This is a genomic window from Anabaenopsis elenkinii CCIBt3563, assembly GCF_015245355.1.
Classification (GTDB): domain Bacteria; phylum Cyanobacteriota; class Cyanobacteriia; order Cyanobacteriales; family Nostocaceae; genus Anabaenopsis; species Anabaenopsis elenkinii.
Genome location: NZ_CP063311.1, coordinates 2,384,578 through 2,406,421, shown reverse-complemented (window position 1 = coordinate 2,406,421; position 21,844 = coordinate 2,384,578). Strand labels below are relative to the sequence as shown.

The 21,844-nt window shown below is 40.8% G+C and carries 15 protein-coding genes and 1 tRNA gene; 3 read left to right on the top strand and 13 right to left on the bottom strand.

Annotation, left to right across the window (positions count from 1 at the left end; all coding sequences use genetic code 11):
* Positions 1-126 precede the first annotated feature (126 nt).
* Together IM676_RS10585 and IM676_RS10580 are read right to left on the bottom strand one after the other, a co-directional pair.
* Positions 127-1,341, bottom strand: a complete 1,215-nt coding sequence (locus IM676_RS10585) for a bifunctional sterol desaturase/short chain dehydrogenase (protein WP_200990164.1) — start codon at positions 1,339-1,341, stop codon at positions 127-129.
* 176 nt (positions 1,342-1,517) lie between these two features.
* Positions 1,518-1,589, bottom strand: a tRNA-Cys gene (locus IM676_RS10580).
* Between the two features lie 363 nt (positions 1,590-1,952).
* Here IM676_RS10580 and cpdA point away from each other — a divergent pair.
* Entirely contained in the window at positions 1,953-2,750 is a 798-nt protein-coding gene (cpdA, locus tag IM676_RS10575; RefSeq protein ID WP_200986885.1) for a 3',5'-cyclic-AMP phosphodiesterase, read from the top strand.
* 20 nt (positions 2,751-2,770) lie between these two features.
* On the opposite strand, the gene IM676_RS10570 is transcribed toward cpdA, so the two are convergent.
* A complete protein-coding gene (locus tag IM676_RS10570) occupies positions 2,771-3,358 on the bottom strand; it encodes a chromophore lyase CpcT/CpeT (protein ID WP_200990163.1) in 588 nt (195 codons plus the stop codon).
* Between the two features lie 71 nt (positions 3,359-3,429).
* Here IM676_RS10570 and IM676_RS10565 point away from each other — a divergent pair, with 71 nt between their 5' ends.
* Entirely contained in the window at positions 3,430-4,680 is a 1,251-nt protein-coding gene (locus IM676_RS10565; RefSeq protein ID WP_200986884.1) for a tetratricopeptide repeat protein, read from the top strand.
* 319 nt (positions 4,681-4,999) lie between these two features.
* On the opposite strand, the gene IM676_RS10560 is transcribed toward IM676_RS10565, so the two are convergent.
* Genes IM676_RS10560 through IM676_RS10550 form a run of 3 tightly spaced genes read right to left on the bottom strand, consistent with a single transcriptional unit; the run spans position 5,000 to position 10,496 of the window.
* Positions 5,000-7,270, bottom strand: a complete 2,271-nt coding sequence (locus IM676_RS10560; RefSeq protein WP_200986883.1) for a dynamin family protein — start codon at positions 7,268-7,270, stop codon at positions 5,000-5,002.
* Positions 7,271-7,283: 13 nt separating this feature from the next.
* Positions 7,284-8,036: a hypothetical protein gene (locus tag IM676_RS10555; protein WP_200986882.1), complete on the bottom strand. Its 753-nt coding sequence runs from the start codon at positions 8,034-8,036 to the stop codon at positions 7,284-7,286.
* A 48-nt stretch (positions 8,037-8,084) separates the two neighbouring features.
* Positions 8,085-10,496: a dynamin family protein gene (locus IM676_RS10550; RefSeq protein ID WP_200986881.1), complete on the bottom strand. Its 2,412-nt coding sequence runs from the start codon at positions 10,494-10,496 to the stop codon at positions 8,085-8,087.
* A gap of 192 nt (positions 10,497-10,688) precedes the next feature.
* Between IM676_RS10550 and IM676_RS10545 the strand changes: the two genes are divergently transcribed.
* A complete protein-coding gene (locus tag IM676_RS10545) occupies positions 10,689-13,568 on the top strand; it encodes a DUF1156 domain-containing protein (RefSeq protein ID WP_225880328.1) in 2,880 nt (959 codons plus the stop codon).
* Positions 13,569-13,658: 90 nt separating this feature from the next.
* Here IM676_RS10545 and IM676_RS10535 read toward each other — a convergent pair whose 3' ends face one another.
* The 7 genes from IM676_RS10535 to IM676_RS10505 form a co-directional block, all read right to left on the bottom strand.
* Entirely contained in the window at positions 13,659-14,906 is a 1,248-nt protein-coding gene (locus tag IM676_RS10535; protein ID WP_200986880.1) for a glycosyltransferase, read from the bottom strand.
* 228 nt (positions 14,907-15,134) lie between these two features.
* Positions 15,135-16,409 carry a glycosyltransferase gene (locus tag IM676_RS10530; protein ID WP_200986879.1) on the bottom strand — a complete coding sequence of 425 codons (1,275 nt, stop codon included), beginning with the start codon at positions 16,407-16,409 and terminating at the stop codon, positions 15,135-15,137.
* A 236-nt stretch (positions 16,410-16,645) separates the two neighbouring features.
* Positions 16,646-17,119 carry a DUF2141 domain-containing protein gene (locus IM676_RS10525; protein ID WP_200986878.1) on the bottom strand — a complete coding sequence of 158 codons (474 nt, stop codon included), beginning with the start codon at positions 17,117-17,119 and terminating at the stop codon, positions 16,646-16,648.
* Between the two features lie 42 nt (positions 17,120-17,161).
* On the bottom strand, positions 17,162-18,139 hold the full coding sequence (locus IM676_RS10520) for a glycosyltransferase family 2 protein (RefSeq protein ID WP_200986877.1): 978 nt from the start codon (positions 18,137-18,139) through the stop codon (positions 17,162-17,164).
* Positions 18,140-18,168: 29 nt separating this feature from the next.
* On the bottom strand, positions 18,169-19,173 hold the full coding sequence (locus tag IM676_RS10515; RefSeq protein WP_200986876.1) for an NAD-dependent epimerase/dehydratase family protein: 1,005 nt from the start codon (positions 19,171-19,173) through the stop codon (positions 18,169-18,171).
* 39 nt (positions 19,174-19,212) lie between these two features.
* The gene (devC, locus tag IM676_RS10510) at positions 19,213-20,391 is read right to left on the bottom strand and encodes an ABC transporter permease DevC (protein ID WP_200986875.1); all 1,179 of its coding nucleotides are present in this window, start codon (positions 20,389-20,391) and stop codon (positions 19,213-19,215) included.
* A gap of 54 nt (positions 20,392-20,445) precedes the next feature.
* Positions 20,446-21,645, bottom strand: a complete 1,200-nt coding sequence (locus tag IM676_RS10505) for an ABC exporter membrane fusion protein (RefSeq protein ID WP_200986874.1) — start codon at positions 21,643-21,645, stop codon at positions 20,446-20,448.
* Positions 21,646-21,844: the final 199 nt, after the last annotated feature.

The following is a 21,844-nucleotide window of genomic DNA, read 5'->3' as shown; positions in this document are numbered from 1 at the left end:
TTCACTATTTTGTTATTCTGTCAATGCGTAACTCCTATTTACTTTATTTACTTTATTTACTTGAAAAGTGCTGTATCAAAAATAGTGGGGTCACTGACTCTACATTGACCCACTATGAGTATGTGCCTAATTATTAGTCATCTTACTAAAAACCCGGTAGTACAACCATGTAGTTGCTTCCTTGAGAGGAAACAGCAAATAGGTAAGAGGATTGATAGTGACAATAATATTCCGGTAGTCTCGCCTTGCTAAAAACAAGATACCACGAGCCACCTGCTGGGGTGACATGACTCCATAGGGATTAAGTGAACTTTTGAACGGACCCAATATTAACTTACGAATTACACAACTTCCATCTAAACGCTTGAGGGTGACAATATTTCCCAATGTGCGTTTACTCAGTTCATACAGGGGACTGAAAGCGGGGGAAACTTCAGCTTCAGAAGTATTGACCCAAATTTCCTTTGTCGCTTTGTCTTGGGGTCCGGTGATTGTAGTTAAAAATATATCTATCAGTCGCACTGCGGAAAAAGTGTTCACTTCATAGGAAGTGGCGATCGCCTCGGGTGTGCGATGATTGTAGACATTCACACCGTGATTAATAATCAAAATATCAATTTTCTTCAAACTATCCTGGAGTTGAGCTTCATTACCTAACTCCCAGGAAAGCACTTTTAAATTACTCTGGGGTGCTAATTTTTCCGGGTTAGTGGTTAAGGCGACCACTTTAGCATGATGCTTGAGTAGTTCCGCTGCTAATGCTTGACCCAGAGCGCCGGATGCTCCTGTTAAAGCGACGGTTTTACCTTTCAGGGATAGTCCTGTACCCAATATTTTATCCACTAGAGGAAATACACCACTGTAATAAGCATTGACATCATCAAAATGATGTCGCCAATGGTAAGAACGATTTACCCACCACACAGAAGGGATGATTTGTAAAGGTCCAGGTAGGTGATTGTAGTCTGTATCGATTTTACCAGATAAATATCGCACAGAAGCACCATACAAGAAAGTACAGCCATAAGCTACCCCTACCCATAACCCCATGTGCTGAACAACTAAGGCGATAATTGTTAAAAACACCACCAGTAAACCGGACTCAACCACATCATGATACAGCTGGGAATCCTGGTAAGCTTGTAGGGAGACTATAGACAAATCCCGCCGATATACTTGATGATGCTTATTGTGCCATTTAGCTAACCATTTCACCTGGTGACACAAAAAATGGTAACTATCTCTAAATACTTCCGCTAGGAGCAGTGAACACACTCCCCACCCAGCAAACTGCACACAGGTACTTACCAACACCCAATTAATTGAACTGAATATAGTCATCTTTTCCAGCACACCACCTAATCTTAATCTTTCTTTATATTCTGACAAGAATTAGGATAACTTGGAATGACAAAATATATTGCTACTGGGGAAATTTTTGTTATCCCAGAAGTGCCATTTTAGGGCGCAGTGATACCTAAAATATTTAGGTAAGACTAAAATGTCTATACCTCTGAAGGCGACACCCGGATTTGAACCGGGGGATAAAGGTTTTGCAGACCTCTGCCTTACCACTTGGCTATGTCGCCGCGCTTACAATTACTTACCATAACACATCCCACAAATTTACGCCATACGTCTGAGGAAATTTTTCCCGACTTGAGGGAATTTAGTGGTTAATGACATTTTAACACTCCAGGAGATAGGAAGACGACATAAAGATATATCGGAAAAGTGTGAGGAATTGATGAATTTCTGGCAAATATGCGTGACGTAAAATACAAAAAAAAATACAATTTCACTCTTAAGATGGATAAAAATTCCAGGATTTTGATAAATCCCATGTTGATTGATGGTTTTTAGTTCTATGCCAACATTGAAGTTCGGTATTATACCTGTAAGTTAGTGCCCACACAGAATCAAATATTTAGCCAATATGATAATCAGTGAAAATGAATCAAGTATCCCCCATATCAATTGCTCAAATCACAGATATACATCTGTTTGGCTCGGAAAATCATAAAATGCTGGGAATGCCTACCATAAAATCTTTCCAGGCTGTTGTAGATAAATTACACTCACTCAGGAATGAGGTTGATCTACTGCTGCTGACGGGAAATTTATCCGGGGATGGTAATCTTCAGTCCTATGATAATCTCCAAAATCTGCTCAACCCACTACAAATACCTGCTTATTGGTTACCGGGAAATAATGACTGTGCGATCGCCATGGATAATATCTTAAATATGGGGATGATTTCCCGGCGCAAGTCTTTTGAGCGGGGTGGGTGGAATTTTATCTTACTAGATTCTTGTGTTCCCGGTTGTAGGCATGGTTATCTGGGGGCTAAAACTCTCGATTGGCTTAACCGTGAGTTAACAATATTGGGAGATCATCCCACTTTAGTAGGGCTACATCACCCCCCCTTTGCAGTCAATTCCCCCTGGTTAGATCATAGCAGTTTGCAAAATCCCCAAGAATTATTTGCCGTTGTTGATCGCCATCCCCAGGTGAAGTTAGTCTTATTTGGTCATATCCATCAGGAATTTCAACGCCAACGCGGCCAAGTTCACTACCTGGGTACTCCTTCCACGGGACTACAGTTCCGCGCCCAAAGCCCTACTTTGAGGATTGACTCAAAATACCCGGGATTTCGGTTGTTGAAACTCTACCCCAATGGGATGTGGGAAACTACAGTAGAAAGAGTTCCTTATTTCCAACCATTGGAGTTAGTTGCTACAGTATCTTAATTGAACTATACTTGTGTTACCTATATTACCTCATCGGCAAAAGTTTGGCGACGCACAAAGTAAAACGGACCAGCGACGGAACCCCAGATATGTTCGTTGGTGTCTAAATCCCGTCCTCGGTCAAGGCTGATAAATTTCTCTTCGTCAATTTCAAATTCACTATCTAAGTAGGTTTTTTGTCCCTTACGAAAGACAATACAACCTTTACCCGGTTCTACTTTGCCTTTGAAGCTGTTACCAGACCACTCTACAATCATATTACATCCTGGTAGCTTTTCTAAGCAGTCCTTAGTTAAAGTTTGTAAGCGTGGGAGGTCACGGGATGCGCCATAAAAATTTTCTTCTGATTTGACGGTGTAGTTTTCAATTTCGATGCGATCGCCGGCGTTGAGCAATTTTAACACCCGCACACGGTAGGGGTCATTGAGCATATAATCATAGGCTTGTTCAACAAACAAACTCACCCCTGATAATAATTCTACAGGTAAAGGGCGCATACACACGCGAATATGGGCGAAAAAGGGGGGATTTTCAAAGGCTTGTGCTTGATTACTAAAATCAGCCGCCATCCAGCGGGCTAAGGTGGTAATATCCATGGAATTAGTAATTACAGATGTTAATTTAGATTATCTAGCTTTATTTTATGGCTTGGGATGATCACATCTGAGGTAAATTATCTATGCTCAGGCACTTGTGTATTACTGTTAGTCTAGTTGTCTTTTCTCAGTTTTATCCTGGGCTTACCCTAGCACAGGCTAAATTTCCCCCCAATCCCCTAGAAGTTACCACCCCTGACCCCCTCCTACCGCCTTTGAGGGATAAACAACAGTTAACCACCCCAGAACGGGAAAACCTACAGAGGGCTTTAGATGCTTTGAATCAGGAAGCTACAGCTAAATTACAAGGGGGAGACCAACCAGGAGCTTTTGGGATTTGGAACCGGGAAATACGGTTACGCCGCTATTTGGGTCCATGGGCCGAAGTCAAAGCTTTATCCCGCTTTGGCGCGATCGCTTGGGGTGAAAACGCGGGGCAGCAAGTTAGATATATTACACAGCGATTACAAACTATTCAACAGCAAGCCCAAAAAGCCAAGGGTTTTGATTTAGAATTAATGGTAGCTCTTGGTGAAGCATACCAGCAAGTGCGATCGCCTAAATTAGCTTTACAAGCTTATCAGCAAATTTTAACAGTAGTAGAACAGCAACAAGATGTAGCAGCAGTATTGCAAACCCTCGCAACCATAGGCGAACTCCATTTGAGTTGGTTTGATTATCCCCAAGCTGCGGCCACCTATGAGCAATTGTTGAAGTTAACTGCTACTCCAGGCGATCGCGCCAGGGAGTTAGAATACCTGCAACAGCTAAGTTATATATACCAGCAGCACCAACAACCCCAAGCAGCAATAGATACTCTCCAGAGAATAGTCACAATTTACCAACAGGAAAATAACCTGATCAAAATACCACAATTGCTACTCGCCATCGGCGTTAATTATCAATCCCTCGCCCAAACAAATCCCAGTTTACTCCAACAAGCATTTAACAACTATCAACAAGCTTATATTATCGCCATGGAATCTCGGCAGTATGTCCGAGCTGGGGAAGCTTTACAAAAAATAATTTCTTTATATATTGACCAGGGACAAACAGACGCAGCTTTAGAGGTCAGCCAAACTTTTATAGAAACCCAAGAGCAAGCCATGAATTATTATGGCATGATGATAGGTTATGATCAAATTGGGCAATTATATTTACAAACTCAGAACTATTCCCAAGCACTCGCAGCCTTTAAAAAAGGATTAGAACTAGCTCAACAACTTAAACATCAAGAAACATACTTTACCCAGCAGATTGAAAAAGCCTCAAAATATAGCATTTCCCATGCTTGTGAGATCCAAAGTTGTTTAGTTTCAGGGAATAGGGAATAGGGAACAGGGAATAGGAAGGAATGGAGAACACACAAAAAACAATAAAATCCAGTCCCCTCCCCTTACAAGGACAAGACAAGGTGGACAAGGTGGACAAGGTGACAAGGGAGAAAAACAGTACAAAGTCTGTATTTTTAGTAAGAAAAATAGCCCCTTAAAAGACCATTGTCCGTATAAAATCTTCCTTGTCCACTTTCCTTCCTTGTCTTCCTAGTCTTGCCTTCACAGATCATATTAAAAACCTACCCTTGCAAGGAGAGGGTGGGGTCAAACAATAGTTAATACACTAATCATGACTTATCAAACATCCTCTAACAACTCAACTGCTCCTGTTTAAAGCAATAGATAACTGTCTTAATCTTTCACTAACCTCTAAATCACATTCTGTTGCTTGCAAACTCCGGGGAACTTCAGCTAAAAGTAATGGATTACCTTGTAACCATTCATTCATAGCCACCCCCGTCCAAGTACCTTGTTTATCTCTAAAACTATCAACTAATCCCTTGAGTTCTTGAACACAATAGGACTCAAAACTAGCTGCATCAAAAATTGCCGCACATAAGTATTCTTCAAAAGCATTAATATCAGTTTCCACTTCAAAAGTCACAGCTTCTTGTGGTACAATAGATTCGGTCATTCCAGATTTTGATAGTGTTACCTCTGTCACCCCTAACACCTTTTGGCGAGTTTCCGGGTTAAACAGCAAATCAGCACCATACTTTACATATCTTTTCAAAAACCTATAACCAGGTTCCAATCCAGTATAATAGTTATCAACAATCTCAATATCTACTCCCAGACTTTTCACAATTTTATTGCGGGTATCACTGTTAACTGGACCGCGAATTAACACCTCTGCTACTGGACGCGCAAAGCGTAAAAATAACACACTTAAACTATTTTCCAGCTTAGATAAAAAATAAGCTTCGGAATTTTCAATTAACCTAGCTTTAACTTGATCACTTCCCCATAATAAAGTGGTCATGTATTCCACTAACTTTAATCCTTCATTCTTTAATTCTAGAGCAAGTTCATGGGCAATTGTTGATAACACCCTGGTAATATCAATATATAAATCATCACGCCAAGCAAAGTTAGCTTTCATGCGGTCAAATTCTGGATTGGAATTAGCCAAAAAAATAGTATCTTTCTTTTGCAATGTTTCCTCCCGCAGTTTCTGCATTTCGCTGTTGACAACTTGCAGATATTTTTGGCGGAATTTTTCTATTTTGGGTAAGGAGTCTGTAGTTAAATTTCCTAATGTGTTTCTAGATATATACTCATCATAATATTGTTGTAAATCAGCTTTAATGCTTAACCATTTTTGATTCCACCATTCTGTAAATAAAACTCGTCGATTATTTTCTGCAAATAATTTTGCTTCCTCAGTATTTTCCGGGTGCTTTTGACAAACTACATGATAAATTTCTTCAGAGGTGCTAATGATTTTATTTACAGAAGCTTCGCAGCGTTTCTTTAAAATATTCACACGCTCATGATTAATATAATTAAAGATTTTGTCTTTAATAGCTGGGATACCAGTAGCATTTGTTTTGAGAATTTCTGCATCGGTAATCCCAGTTAATCGCTGTAAATGAGCTGTAATTATATTGGGGTCGCCAATTTCTAATTTAGTCTGTGCTCCTGCTATATTATTTAAAATCAAATATGCACCAGCAGAACCAGAAACAAGACGTTGACTAGGTAAGTTCGCCCGTTTTGACCAGTCTTGAGATGCTTCTTGGATGTGGGTTTCTAGTGCTTCAGGACTAGCTATAGAATCAATGCGACTGAGAAATACAAACAATTTATCAGCAACAGTGACGTTTTTATCCCCTAGTTCTGTAAATTTGATGATTTCTAATTCCTTCTCTCTCAGACTAGTAAAACGCTGTACCAAAATCACAGCGTCACAGTCTGATAACATTTCCTGTGCTTCATCAACGTGTTTTGCTAAACCTGAATCTAAACCGGGAACATCATAAAAAACAATTCCTTCAGCTTGTGCAAGTTTGTTAGTATAAAGTCTAGCTTCTAACACAGCATGAGCGTATCTTTCATCAGCTACATACTTTTTTAACAGTTCTTTAATATCTTCTAGTCTGGTAAATGGAAAAATGCGATCGCCTTCCCTCCTCACTTGCTGTAAAGTTGCTTGATTAGCGTGGATAGTATTTAGGTCTTCCTTTGCGTTGGCTTTTTCTAGTTCCGTGAGTAAGTTGGTAAATTCAGCTTCGGTTTTAGCTTGTACCTCTAGTCGTTGTTCAGACTCATTTGCAACGGAGTAAATTTGTGTAGTGGTAAATGTACATCTTCCTCCCTTTGCTGGGAGTAAGTCGCATTCTAACCAAGCATTGACAAAGGTACTTTTTCCGGCTTTTTCTAACCCCACAACCGCAATGCGGAACTCACGTTTTTGCAGTCTTTCCAACTGACGACGGGTGGGTTCTGCTTCTTGGATGAGAGTTTCTATTAATTTAGTAGGAACTTGTGCTTGGGGTAAATTAGCTAAACTCAAAGCGTGTCTTTGGATATTTAAAGCATCGCTCAGACGAGTTTCATAATAGGAAGATGCTGTTTTCCAATCCATTTTGGCAAATCCTTTAAATCCTGTTAAATTCTTCTAAACCCGACACAGATAAATATTCAATACAAGCTATTTTGCGGATCACCCCTTGACCATGAGCAGGTAGATTACTTTTTAAAGCGTATGGGATTTGCTTCCCGATCATGTCTTGTCCATCAGCAATGTTAATTTTGATGTAAACTTCCCTTTGTTCACTTATATCTGTGATCTTATCCTCGGTTAAAACTAGTTTCTCCTGGACTCTATCAGCTTTTTGTTCATTAGTACACATATTAGTACACAACAAGTAGGAAGCATTATCTATCAGTTCTTCTACCTCAGCTTGATTAATAGGTTTACCCTCGGTAAATTTTCTCGCTACTGATGCTGGTACAACCAGATATAAAGATGCACATTCACTCTTTTTTGGGGGAGGAGGAGGGGGTGTTTTACTGTTAGAATCTGATTTTTGCTTTGTATCTTGTATATATTTTAGACAAGCAGGAACTCCTACAATTGCCGAAGCTATGAGTATAATAATAAATTGCTCCATCTTTTTGCTCCTAATTAAGTTATATCCTATTACATTCGATACTATAGATAAATCCTCTTCCCAAGAAGAGTTACCTTCAATTCCCCATTCTTGACGAATTTTTTCAGCTTGTGTTTGATCTGAATCAAGGATCACGTGAATTACCGTAGCTAAAACTCCTAGTTTCTGATCCTTAATCTGAGGATACACTTGATCATACACTTGTTGATATAGTTCCTTTAATTTTGATGGCTGCATATGATTATATTTGAATTGATTTTATATGCAAAATAAACATATGCAAAATCAACTTTTCAGGTTCCAACTTTGTCCTAAGCTATCAAAATCTTCAGAGAGGTTTTGAGCTTTTTCTTGTATAGGTACCCAGATATTTCTGTGTTTTTCATAATCTAGAGTAGTTTCTTGGTGTGCTTTATCCAGTCTGGCTTGATAACGGTCAATAATATCATTCTGAATTTGAGATACGGTTTTTTTTAAACAATTAACTTGTGTGATTAACCAAGTGGCGATTTTATTGACTATTTCTGCTTCTTGCTGTTTCGACTGAATAATCCAACTGGTCAGCAAATCTTCTACACTAGGTATTGCCGCATTATCACTAGAACGGGTTTCATATTCGGTTTCATAAAAAGTTTTTTTCCATATCCATAGAGTATACCAGACTCTTTCTTTTTTTTCTATCTTGATTTCTTCTTCCCAAGTTCCTTGATGAATAGGAAAACCAGCTTGAAAGGAGAAATTAAATGTCAATTGGTTAGCGTCAACTTTAATCAGTTGTCCTTCTGGGAATTTGATCGCTATATGGGGGGCTTGATTATTGGCATTTTCTTCAATATAAGCCAAATGACAACGGAATAATTCAGAAACTGAATTGTAAATTCTCTCTACTACTTGTTGGGAAACTTGCTTTAATACATCTTGCAAAATAATGTTTAAATGTATAGCTAGTTCATTGAGTTCCTCATTGATCTGTTTGAGTTCTTTTTTCTGTGTTTCTGTCCGCGCTTCCATCTTTTTCCCTTCTTTAGCTAGGGAACCTGTATAACCCAAGTTAATTAAACGCTGTAAATTTTTTGAGAGTAAATTCACGCTTAATACATTGGCTCGTTTCAAGTTGGGAGTGTCTAAATCTACCTTTCCGGTTTCTAAAGACTTTGCAACTGCTTCTAATACTTGGTTAATTCCCTTGTTCAATTCCGGGAAGCATCCGTATATGGGGAATAATTTCTCTCCTAATTGATTATAAGGTGCCTGTGCTTGCAGTTCCCCAATTACCTTTTTAATGTGATTAACTAGGTCTTCTGTTGATTCCCCTGCTAAAACCTGTTTAACTTTTAGTTCTAGGTCTTCGCAGGGTTTTTTCAGCTGTCCATCACTTTCTTCTAGTAATGACTGTAGCGCTGACCTGGTTTGTGATATTTTCTCGCACTCTTGTTGATATTGTTCCTCAGAACTATTAACAATAGCCGTTGTTGTTTGTAAAGACCACTCTCTAATAGCATTTCCAGCAGCTATATTAAACCGTTCTATGATTTGAGGTATGACTAACTGGGGGAAATGTTGATTAATATGTTTTCTTAAGTTATCGTGAAATTCCTGGCCATAGGATTTTTGCCATAATGCTTGCGCCACTCTGTTTTTGTCGTGAACAGACCATTTTTGAGTGTTCCGGGGCAAATCTTCCAATATATCTTCAATTAATACACTAAAATAGTTATCCGCCTTTTTACAGGCTTCAGCACTGTAAATAGTATCAAAACTTTGCATTTGCAGCGACAACAAGGCGGGCCATGTACTTAATTTGACTACTTCTAAATTGTTGATTTCCTCTGAGTATTCCCTTAGCTGCTGGGTTAACTCCTTTTTAATATTAGCGATGGTGCTTTCACAAAAGCGATTTTCTGTTTCTGGCCAGTTTTTATCGGTGCGGAAAACATCAATTCGATTCAAAGTAAATAGCATTCTCGCGGGAGAACCGCCTAAATCTTTGACCTGCTGTACTACTTCTTGTAGTAAACTATTTACTTTTTGGGAATCTGTCTCTGCGCTGTTATAGGTGACTATACACAAGGCCTCACGACACTGTTTAATCACATCAGCGTTACCCTGATCACCCACGTAAGCTAAACCGGGTAAATCCAAAATTCTCACCGTAGTACCCTGTGGTAGTTCCCATTGGGAATCGTTTAAAAGTCTAATGGGGTAAAAAATTTTAGATTGTGGACAGGCCAAGTTGGGTTGTGTTTCTCGGTTCTCAAGATAAGTGATCATCGCCTGGTAGAGACGCTGATAAATTTTTTCTTCAGTAATACCCTTCCATTCCCCACATTCCCACAATGCGCCTGGGGTTTCATAGATGACTAAAGACTTTTGTGGATTGTATTCAATGGTGACAGTACCAGCACTCATTTCACTCACCGCTACTGGTACAATTTCCGCTCCGCAGAGTAAATTAACTAAGGTGCTTTTACCGCTGCTGGTGGTTCCTGTGGTGGCTAGGGTAAGAGTGGGATATCGCAGTTGATTAACCAGTTGATTTAAGGCTGTTTCCAGGTTTTGGGAGAGTTTTTCTATTTCAGTTAGATATGTCTCTGGTAAGTGCTGGCAGATTTCTATGTGAAAATTATGCCAGTATTGAGCCAGTAGTTTGGCTTTAAATTCGACAGCTTCAAATACCTCGTAGACTTGATTATTCATATTATTTTGTATTTATTTGTACAATTGTTGTACTTTCTTAGTTTAGCCTATTGGTAGTGTAAATCTCCATATGCTAAAAATTTCAACATTTCTTCAATACAATTAATCATTTTGTGGAAATACTTCACCCAATATCCCCATTCACCATCCCATGAGGTAAATTAATATCATAAGTATTCCCTGGTTACTCTGATGAAAAAAAAATTAATAGAAGTCGCCCTACCCCTAGAAGCAATTAATCAAGAATCAGCCAGGGAAAAATCCATTAGACACGGACATCCTTCTACATTACATTTATGGTGGGCTAGGCGACCTTTAGCCACCTGTAGGGCGGTATTATTTGCTTCCCTAGTAGATGACCCATCTAGTCACCCCGATAAATTCCCCACAGATGCAGACCAAGCACAAGAAAGACAACGGTTATTTGATATCATTGGTAAAATTGTTACCGTTGACAAAAAAGGGAAAGCGGAGCAGGTAGTTCAGGGTTTAGTCTCTTGGGATAGTGTGAATAACCGGGAAATTATCGAAGCAGCCCAAGCAGAAATTGCCCGCTGTCTGGCTTGGAGTCGCAACGAAACACCACCCGTAGACCCAGTAGAAGTACGTACATATTTACAAAACTATGCACCCCCGGTTTATGACCCCTTCTGTGGTGGTGGTTCCATACCCCTAGAAGGACAACGCCTAGGTTTAGTCGCCCATGGTAGTGATATTAACCCCGTGGCGGTGCTAATTACTAAAGCCTTAATTGAAATTCCCCCCAAATTTCAAAATCAACCCCCCGTCAACCCCCAAGCGCAAACAGGGTTAAAAACCGCCCAATGGTACGGAGCCCAAGGGTTAGCTGACGATGTGCGCTATTATGGGGCATGGATGCGGGAGCAAGCTTTTAAAACTATTGGCCATTTGTACCCCAAGGTGAGTTTACCCCAGGAGTATGGGGGTGGGGAAGCAACGGTAATTGCTTGGTTGTGGGCGCGGACTGTGAAATGTCCTAACCCCGCTTGTGGGGCGCAAATGCCTTTGGTAAATTCTTTTAAATTATCTACTAAAAAGGGTAAGGAAGTTTGGGTAGAACCTGTAATTGATAGGAGTCACCAACCCCCTAGGGTGAGTTTTGCAGTCAAAACCGGGGAGGGAACACCACGGGAGGGAACTGTTAACCGCAGAGGGGCGATGTGTGTTTGTTGTGACAGTCCTGTAACCTTTGACCACATCCGCCAGGAGGGGAAAGCAGGAAGAATGAACGCTCAGTTAATGGCTATTGTGGCGGAGGGTCAAAAGCAACGGTTGTATATTCCCCCGAATGATGAGCAGATCGAGGTGGCTTTGTCTGCAAAGCCAGAATGGAAACCAGAGGCAAATTTACCAGATAATCCTCGTAATTTTAACACACCAAATTATGGAATTAATACATTTGATAAATTATTCACTCCCCGTCAGCTTGTCGCCTTAACCACCTTCAGCGATTTAGTCAGCGTCGCCAGGGAACAGGTCAAACTGGATGCTGTAGCTGGGGGTATGGCTGATGATCATTTACCATTGTCTGAGGGGGGTATGGGTGCGACAGCTTACGCTGATGCTGTGGCGACTTATTTGGGTATGAACGTAAGTAGATTAGCAAATCGCACTTCTGCATTTTGCTTTTGGGACAATCTGGGTGAAAACATTCAACAAGTATTTGCACGTCAAGCAATTCCCATGATTTGGGATTTTGTAGAAGGTAATCCTTTTTCCAATTCTACTGGTAATTTTATTGGTCAAATTAATTATTTAGTCAAGGTTTTAGAATTGAATTCTCACACTAAGGTAATTGGTGTAGTTAAGCAAATTAATGCTACTGAAATTCAATTAATTAATTCAAACTCTCCGGTTATCTCCACAGACCCCCCATACTACGATAACATCGGCTATGCAGACTTAGCCGACTTCTTTTATATCTGGCTGCGCCGTTCTATCGGCAAACTTTACCCAGAAATTTGCAGCACCTTACTAGTACCCAAAACACAGGAACTAGTCGCCACCCCCTACAGATTTGGCGGTGATAAACAAAAAGCTCAAGATTTTTTTGAAACTGGTTTAGGTGAAGCCTTTAGCAGAATGCGAGAAACCGCACATCCTGAATATCCAGTTACTATTTATTACGCCTTTAAACAGTCAGAAACAGAAACTAGTAAAAATAACGAAAGTGTCACCGCCTCCACCGGGTGGGAAACCATGCTAGAGGGTTTAATCCAAGCTGGTTTTACCATTGTGGGTACTTGGCCAATGCGGACAGAATTAGTAACAAATCTTAAAAAAAACGTTGGCGCCCTGGCCTCCTCCATTGTCCTGGTGTGTCGTCCCCGTCTAGAAACCGCCCCCTCCGCCACCCGTCGCCAATTTCTGCAACAACTCAAGCGGGAACTCCCAGGAGCAGTGGAAAAACTGCAACAAGGTAACATCGCCCCGGTGGATTTAGCCCAAGCTAGCATTGGTCCAGGTATGGGTGTTTTTTCCCGTTACACCAAAGTTTTAGAAGCTGACGGTTCCGCCATAGGAGTGCGTACCGCCCTACAATTTATTAATCAAATGTTGGATGAATACCTCACAGAACAGGAGGGAGAATTTGACCTAGAGACCCGCTGGGCTTTGATCTGGTTTGAACAACATCAATTTAATGAAGGACTCTACGGGGAGGCGGAAACCCTCTCAAAAGCCAAAAATATCACTGTTCAAGGCTTAGTAAATGGCGGTATTGTCTCCGCAGAAGGTGGAAAGGTGCGACTACTGCGCCGGGAAGAGTTACCACACAGTAGCAACCCCACCAAGTCACACTGGTTAATTACCCAAAACCTGATCCACACCCTAGATAAAAAAGGGGAAACCGGCGCCGCCACAGTATTATTTGAGTCCAAAGTTGTGTGGGAAATCTTAAAAGACTTAACCTATCGCTTATATAACATTTGTGACAAAAAAGCCTGGATACAAGAAGCCACAGCTTACAACAGCCTAGTAGTTTCCTGGTCGGAAATTTGCCGCCTAGCAGCTCACAAAGAACCGGACACCCTACAAGGAGAATTATTTTAACTACCTGATTCCAGTCGGATTCATCCGACTTCAGCTATCAGACAGGGGTTTTTAACCCCTGGCACATTGGATATATTGGCTACATATTGGCTACTTTTGAAAAGCTTCAACTAGCTGATACAGCTTGCGTTCAAACTTCTGTGTACAAGCTGACCAATCATATTCAATAATAGAAGGGCGGGCTTGTTGGTTCATTTTCTCCTTCAGTTGTGCGTTACTGAGAATTGTTACCACCTTATCCGCAAAATCTCGGTTACTATTGGGTTGGGCTAAAAAGCCATTCACACCGGAGAAAACCTGCTCTGAGGTGGAAGGCGCAACTACAGCTACTACGGGAGTACCAGAAGCCAAGGCTTCGTTATTTGTAGTGCAGAAATTTTCAGTTACAGAAGGGTTGACAAATACATCTGCACGTGCAAACCAACCTAACAGTTCTGTCCCATGGGACTCACCCCAGATAGTAATACCAGAGCTAAACTTTTGCGATCGCCGGCGCAATTCTTTATCCAGCGGACCACTACCCACAATTACCAAATGCACATCTGGAATTTCCGCCGCAATCAGGGGGAAAATATCTATAAGTTGGGTGACGCTCTTTTCTGCGGTAATGCGCCCCACAAATAATATAGTTGGTCTGTGGTCATGGGGAATGGGGTCATACATGATATTGCGCGGGTGAAATTTTTGGCAATCAATTCCTTGATAGGGAACATATTCACCGCGGATGCAATTTAGCTGCTGATACTTCTGGAGTTGTGCTTGAGAAGGAAATAAATTCAGATCATATACTTGCGTAGATTGCTTAACCAAAAAAGGAATAATCGGGCGCATTAATTGGAAAAACAGATTACCCAAATAGTATTGGATGTAAGCCACAATATCGGTGTGGAAAACGGAAATAATAGGAGTCCCGGTTTTTTTGGCATATTCAACCCCAACAGGGCGGCCATAACCTTGCAAAAATAGTGAATAAAACCCTCGCATTTGCGGTGCTTCTTCCACTACGATAATATCGGGTTGAAACTTTTCTAATAACTTGGTATCACTCCAATGGCGATAGTTCAAGGGTTGGGGTAAGGACTTATAAAAAATTAGTGGTTTAGTGGGGAAAGAATAAGCAGAAAAGTTAGGAAAATGTTGTAATTCTTCCAGTCCTGACATGGGACGCTTACCCACATTTTTGGGGTATTGGTCGTTAATTTCTGGGTGGACAAGCAGAACTTCATGGCCTTGTTGTAGTAACCAGCGTACCCGCTGGTGGACTGCAATGGAAACCCCAGTCAAAAAGGGAGCATATAATCCTGTAAACAGCGCAATGCGAAGGGGTGGCTTGTTCATGATTTGAGTAAATTTGTTTATTTGTGTTCAAAAAGAATCATGTTTTTATACATTATTCTTGTTCACTGGGTATGAGCAGTTTATCCAGAGGGTATTCAACTGTTGAGAATCTTGTTGCTCATTAAATTGACAGGTTCAAGAATTCTGGAATATTACTAATTGATTGAGTTGAATTCCTAGTGTGTGATTGAGCAATTAACTAAAGGAATTGAAGGGAATTATTACTGCTCAAAGAGAAACTTTGCTGTCAATAGGTTGATCCAACATATCATAAGGATGGTATTCAACTAATCGGATATTCCAGGGATCTTCTACACGATAAATAATACCCCGCCATTTAACTGTTGACATACCTAGGGAAGATATAAAAGCTAAACCGTAGATCCACTGTGTGAGGGGAATAGCAATTAATATTTTCCGAACTATATCCAGGGATAACTTGGTAATTGGCTGACCATGGGCGCGAATCACTTGACTGACTCCTAACTCTAAAATCAGGGTGATTAATAGTAATCCCACAGTGTAAATGCAATAGGTACTCAACAATAAAGCCGTTAACTCCCACTGTGTATCTAACAACGACAACAGAAATAATACTATTGCCATAGAGGGAAACAGAATGCTAGAGACCACATCACCAATGATGGCTAACCAAGAGGGATGGTAAAGTCTACAGTAAAATAGTTGGCGCTTAAGAGATTCTATGAAGCTGAGTAAATCGCATTCTTCCCGATTCAGCATGATCAAAGAAGGTACAAACTTAACCCGCAACCCATGTTCTTTGAGGATCTTGTGGATCATAAAATCCTCCCCCAAAGCTTCCCCCCATTTATCTAGCAGACCTGTTTGGCGTAGTACCTCTGTTTTAATTGCTAAAGTCCCACCCCAGGGAACTTGGAACAAGTACATCTGCACAACGGTAGATACATTACCTATATAGCGGACTAAAGACCCCCAATAGTTCTGTGTGGGTATATGTGTGGGTACAAACCAACGGTTACCCGTGGTCGCTCCCACGTGGGGATGAGCTAGAGGAGTGACTAGTTCCCGCAGCCAATTAGTATGAACAATGGTATCAGCATCTACCACAGCGATCGCATCATAGGAATCATCCAATTCTGAAACAGCTTGCAACAGGGAACTGCATTTGAGACTACAGTTATATCGTATGATCCTTAAAGGACTAACTTGGACATTCCTAGCTTCTTGTGCCTTGATGGTTTCGGTGACAATTTGCCAAGCGGGGTCTTGCTGACTATCAACAATCACCTTTAAATCGTATTCTGGATAATTCTGATTTAACAGCGCCTCCACACAATCAGATAAATAAGGGTCAGCACCGCGTAGACAAAGAATCACCGCCGTTTTAGGTAACTGTTCATCAGCTAATAAATTTTGGGTTGTTGATGAGCGTAAATAGAACAGAAAAACTAGCGCTAAACACATTTGAATAGCCAGCCAACCCAAGAGAGACTGAGTAATGAATATCGTCAACTCTTTCATATATAATAGTCTCCGGCAGATTTTGCCTTGTATAATGGCGAGTCGCGACTAATCCCCGTCCCCAATCCCGATTCCCCTTTAAGAGGATGTTTGTCAAGTCATGATTAGTGTATCAAGTATTGCTTGACCCCACCCTAACCCTCCCCTTGTAAGGGGAGGGGACTGGATTTTATTGTTTTTTGTGTGTCCCCTATTCCCTATTCCCTCTTCCCTCTTCCGGTGTTCCCTATTCCCCTTTAAGAATCAAGGGAATATTTCATCAAAATGTTGATCGTGGTATTTTGATTTGGCATCACTAAAAAACTGGCATCGTGAAACTTGGGTGCACCAGTGAAAATTGACACGGTAGGATTTTGGGAAATACCAAAACCTTCTTGAGGTATACCCAGAAAGTCTTTATTAACTTTGCGATCGCCATTTCGATCATCCACCACAGCTACTGCATAACTTCCCGGTTGCAAACCAGAAAAAACATGAGTCACACTTGTCCCCCTAGGCTGCACACAAGCGCTTTTAATCACTGCATCAGTATTGGAGGGAAAACCCCTAGAGCTAGAGTAAACCCCCATGCAAATCTCACCCTTTTGGCTATTAATACCATCTACCACAACTGTCAATGTGGCAGTAGGTTTGGCGTTAACGGTTTTGGCAAAGCTAATACTCAATAAAATCCCTAAGATTACATGACTCAGATGTGTGATTTTCAACATACTTCTTTGACCTCAAAAAGTGATTTTAGTTTGAACCATATTTCACAGCAATTTTTCCAAGGGATGATTGGCTGTTTTCCATAAAGAAAATACTATTTGAGCATTTTTAAGTAAATCTTTAAGCAACAGATATTCATGGCCTTGCAACTGCTGATAAATACTGATGTGACAACGTAGACGCTGATAAAGACTCAGGGGAAATAGCCATACAGAACGCATATATTCCCAAACTATTCTCCAATGAGGGAATAAGATTTTGCCTTGATTCGCCGAGTCGAACCACACTGTATAACCATAAAAATCAGGTAAAATCTTCCCAGTATCTTGAGATTCCCCTTGGGTTAACAAATGATAATCAGGAAAGTACATACTCAATGATTGTTGGGGATGGCTTCTAGCAAAAAATAGGTATTCGGGGATTTCATAAAACTCCCCTAGCAAGCCAATTCTTAATAATAAAATTCCATCCGCAGTACCATGACTACCCATAGGTGGTACTTTCCTCAGAGCCTGAGCGCGAATTACTCCATATAACTGATAGCACAGATGTTTACTCAGCAACTGATGAAAGCGCTCATGGGGTTGTGGTGAATCAGTTTTGAGTTGAATATTGTAGGGTTGCAAAAAACTACCATTCTCATCAATCAAATATACATGGGAATGACACAAAATCACCTGTGGATTATGATCAAGTACCTCCACACATTTGATCAGAAACTCTGGAGCGTGTAAATCATCATAAGCCGCCCATTTAAAGTATTCCCCTACAGACAAATCAAACACACGATTAAAGTTAGGCGCACAACCAAGATTAATTGGATTACGATAGTAACGAATCCGTTGATCTTGTGCTGCATAAGCTCGGCAAATTGCTTCAGTTTGATCTGTAGAAGCATTATCTGAGATAATCAACTCAAAATCTGCAAAGGTCTGAGCCAAAAGTGAATCCAGGGCTGATTTGAGAAACTTCTCGCCATTGTATACAGGTAATCCGATACTTAACTTCGGCTGGTTACTCATATAATATGATGTTTGGTAAAATCGAAAAGCTATTTACCTAGCTTTTCGATATCAGTGGTTTGGAGCCATGCTTGTGTAAGTCTTAAACCATCTTCCAGGTCAACCTTTGGTTTATAATCTAATAGAGTTTCGGCCTTAGCAATGGAATAAGCATAAGGACGACTCATAAAATCTACAGATTCTGGTAGGATGTCAGCCTTTTTGCGAAAAAGTTTTTGTCCCTGGGTTCGGAGTTTCAGAAATAACTTCATTTCCTCCTTGGGTAAAGACATGGGTGCTGCTAAACCTTCCATTGCGGCTAAACGCAGAAAATATTCTTTCCAGGAGGTCTGTTGACCATCGGTAATGTTAAACACTTCACCGTATGTTTCTTTTTCAACTGCGAGAAAAATCCCATCAATTAAGTTATCGATATATACATGATTCATCACACCCTGACCATCATTAGCATAGGCGAATAATTTTTGGCGCATCATTAAAATCGGTCGCACTACCCAAGCAGGACTACCCGGACCATAAACATCTCCAGCACGGATAATAATTACACCAAAATCTGGGGGAGAATTGAGGGGTAACAGTTCGGTTTCGGCCTCTATTTTGGTCTGACAGTAGGAATTATTTTCCCCCGAGAGTGTCCCAGTTTCTGTCACCCCATCAGGATAATTAAAGCCGTATACCATCACACTAGAAAGATGGACAAAAGTTTTCACACCAGCGTTTTTAGCGGCTTTGGCTATATTCAGGGTACCGCCAACATTGACGCTACGAAATTCTTTAATTGAGCCACCTTCTTGAGCAATTTGAGCAGTATGTAAAACAATATCTACACCCCGACAGGCTTTTTCAGCAATATTAGGGTCAGTAATTTCACCGACAATGATCTCAACACCCAAATCTTGGGCTGTTTTGTTGACATGAGGAGAGCTTTGGAGTCCTCTAACTTTCATTCCTTGGGCTATGGCTAATTCTGCCGCCCGACAACCGATAAATTCATCAACACCAGTGACGAGGAGAGTTTTATTTTGCAGGTTCATGGAGATATCAGGAATGGGTAAATTACGTAATAGTCTGGTCTAGAATATATCAGCCGGGTCTGTAGAACGAAGTTTATTAATAGCTAGTGACCCAGAAGTAATGCACATGAGTACTGCTGAAACTAAAACGATGATGGCATTATTAGCAGTCATCATGATGGGTAACTTGGTCACTTCCATGGCAAAACTATATAAGCCAATGGACAGGATAAAACCTGGTATATAACCCAACAAAGCCAGGATTAATGCTTGTTGAAAAACTACATTTAGTAAATATCCATTAGCATATCCAATCGCTTTTAAGGTTGCATAGGCAATCAATTGATTAGTAATATTGCTGTAAAGGATTTGGTAGACAATGACAACACCGACCACAGAAGCCATGGTTAACATGAGGTTGAGTATAAAACCTATAGGTGTTCTCACAGACCAATACTCTCTCTCAAAGTCAATAAAGCCTTGACGGGTAAAAACTTGGGTATCATTGGGTAAATTAGCTGTTAATTTTTGCAAAACTGCATCAGGATTTGCACCAGGTTTGAGGCTAATCACACCAATATCAATCATTTCTGCGGGGCGAGTATTAGGGTTGATTCTCAAAAAAGTGGAATCACTGACAATTAAGTTACCATCAACACCAAAAGAAGGCCCTAAGCTAAATAATCCCCCGACCCTGACTCTGTAACCAATGGGTGCATCAAAGGGAAATATTTCAATTGTCTGTTCACTATTTCCATCAGTAAAATTACTGGCGATGGGGCCAAATTCCGGGCGAGAAATGCGATCAAAAAGGACGATATCGGGAATTTTGAGCTTATCTAAATTGGTGGCAACTTCTGGTATATTCAATACAGACTTACCCGGGTCAAAGCCAATGATATAGATAGAATATTTCTCGCCAGTATCGGGATTTTTTAATTTGGCAAATTGCAAATATATGGGGCTAACTGACTCTACTCCCTCATAACCCAAGGTTTGGTATAAACGACTGCGGGAAAAACTTTGAGTAGCAGTCAAAGATTTATATTGTGAACTAACTAGAAATAAATCCCCTTGGAGATTTTGATGCAGTGCTGTGGCGCTAGAATAAAGCGCATCTTGAAAGCCCAGTTGAATAAATGTCAGCAGCACAATAAAAGCAATTCCACCTACAGCTACCAAAAACCTAACTTTTTGTTGGGCTAGCTGTAGCCATGCTAAAGGAATTTTTAAGTTCATGGTTTAATACCATTGGGTTTTGTTGTCTCGAAGGGTGTGTAATTAGATCTGTAATTAAATTTGAATCGCAACATCTACTTGTAAGTTAGTTAAACGCTCGACCCGTTGACTATCTGCGGGGTCATTAATGCTAATTCTGACTTCCACTACCCTGCGGTCTGTATCCGCTGCGGGATTAAGACTAAAGATACTTTGTCTCTCCACTTGCCAACCAATTTCGCTGACTGTTCCCTGTATTTTTCCAGGAAAGGCATTGCTGGTAATCGTAGCTGTTTGACCTAAATTTACTTTTTGAATATCGGTTTGATACACTTGTGCAACTACATACATTTGAGATATCTTACCTATCTCAGCAAATCCATTGCTGCTAATGGCTTCGCCAGTTTTAGTATGAATTTTCAGAACTTTACCATCTATGGGAGATTTGAGATAAGTTAATTCTTGGTCTGCTTTTGCTTGTTTGATGGCAGTTACAGCACTATTAACCTCAGTTTGTGCCAATTCAACATCAACAGTACGCACTTCCTTTAAGCTGTTAAGTCTGGCTTTGGCTTGTTTGATTTGCTCTTGGAGTGTATTCTGAGTTCTCTTCAGGTTGGCTTTGGCTTCTGTGAGTTGGGTTTGTAGGGTCTGGAGTTGCAAAGCTTTAGTATCTGCTAAGGAGGCGGGAATAGCACCCTCTGTGTATAACTGTTGATATCGATTGTTTTCCCTGTGGGCGTTATCTACTTGGGCTTGGATGCGGTTGATTGTGGCCTGTTGAGCTGCAAGGTCTCCTTTTAATTGGGACTCTAAACCGGCGATCGCAGCTTGTTGAGCGGCAATATCTCCGGGTTTAGCGCCAGACTGGACTTGTGCTAGTCTAGCTTTAGCAATTTCTAGTTGGTCTAAAGCCTGTTGCAGCGCCGCTGTGGAACGCGAATAATTTTCTAAATATGCCAATACTTGACCCGCTTTGACTGCTTCTCCTTCCCTGACTAAAGTTTTTTCTACCCGCACACCGTTGACTGAATTGGGTGCAGATAAATTAATTACTTCCCCTTCAGGTTGCAAACGTCCCAAAGCTGTTACCGCCTGTTTTACAGGAGCAGCCTGGGGTAAATTCTCTGGAGAAGTTACCACTTCTTGGCTGAATGGATTTTGTGAAAAGCTGTAAATTACTAATCCAGTGGCTAAAGTGATAGAAGCCGCCACAATTAACCGCCACCGGCTCCGGGGTTTAATGAGTAACAGGCGTTGTTTGTTTGCTGCCATATTTTTATTCCAATTATGCTATGCCAGGGACAGCCTAAATGTCCATATCATCTGAATGCAATCAACGGTTTCACCGAAGTAAACTTTAAGTAAACTCAGCGGTCTAATTCCTGCTATATAAATTGTGGTACGCCTGTAGAGCCGCCTTAAAATCCTAGACTATCCGCAAAAACAATGTTGGCGTTACTGCAAATCTTCC

Coding starts and splice junctions, on each gene's coding strand:
- IM676_RS10585 (WP_200990164.1), bottom strand. CDS start 1,341: ATGACTATATTCAGTTCAATTAATTGGGTGTTGGTAAGTACCTGTGTG.
- cpdA (WP_200986885.1), top strand. CDS start 1,953: ATGAATCAAGTATCCCCCATATCAATTGCTCAAATCACAGATATACAT.
- IM676_RS10565 (WP_200986884.1), top strand. CDS start 3,430: ATGCTCAGGCACTTGTGTATTACTGTTAGTCTAGTTGTCTTTTCTCAG.
- IM676_RS10560 (WP_200986883.1), bottom strand. CDS start 7,270: ATGGATTGGAAAACAGCATCTTCCTATTATGAAACTCGTCTGAGCGAT.
- IM676_RS10555 (WP_200986882.1), bottom strand. CDS start 8,036: ATGCAGCCATCAAAATTAAAGGAACTATATCAACAAGTGTATGATCAA.
- IM676_RS10550 (WP_200986881.1), bottom strand. CDS start 10,496: ATGAATAATCAAGTCTACGAGGTATTTGAAGCTGTCGAATTTAAAGCC.
- IM676_RS10545 (WP_225880328.1), top strand. CDS start 10,689: ATGAAAAAAAAATTAATAGAAGTCGCCCTACCCCTAGAAGCAATTAAT.
- IM676_RS10535 (WP_200986880.1), bottom strand. CDS start 14,906: ATGAACAAGCCACCCCTTCGCATTGCGCTGTTTACAGGATTATATGCT.
- IM676_RS10530 (WP_200986879.1), bottom strand. CDS start 16,409: ATGAAAGAGTTGACGATATTCATTACTCAGTCTCTCTTGGGTTGGCTG.
- IM676_RS10525 (WP_200986878.1), bottom strand. CDS start 17,119: ATGTTGAAAATCACACATCTGAGTCATGTAATCTTAGGGATTTTATTG.
- IM676_RS10520 (WP_200986877.1), bottom strand. CDS start 18,139: ATGAGTAACCAGCCGAAGTTAAGTATCGGATTACCTGTATACAATGGC.
- IM676_RS10515 (WP_200986876.1), bottom strand. CDS start 19,173: ATGAACCTGCAAAATAAAACTCTCCTCGTCACTGGTGTTGATGAATTT.
- devC (WP_200986875.1), bottom strand. CDS start 20,391: ATGAACTTAAAAATTCCTTTAGCATGGCTACAGCTAGCCCAACAAAAA.
- IM676_RS10505 (WP_200986874.1), bottom strand. CDS start 21,645: ATGGCAGCAAACAAACAACGCCTGTTACTCATTAAACCCCGGAGCCGG.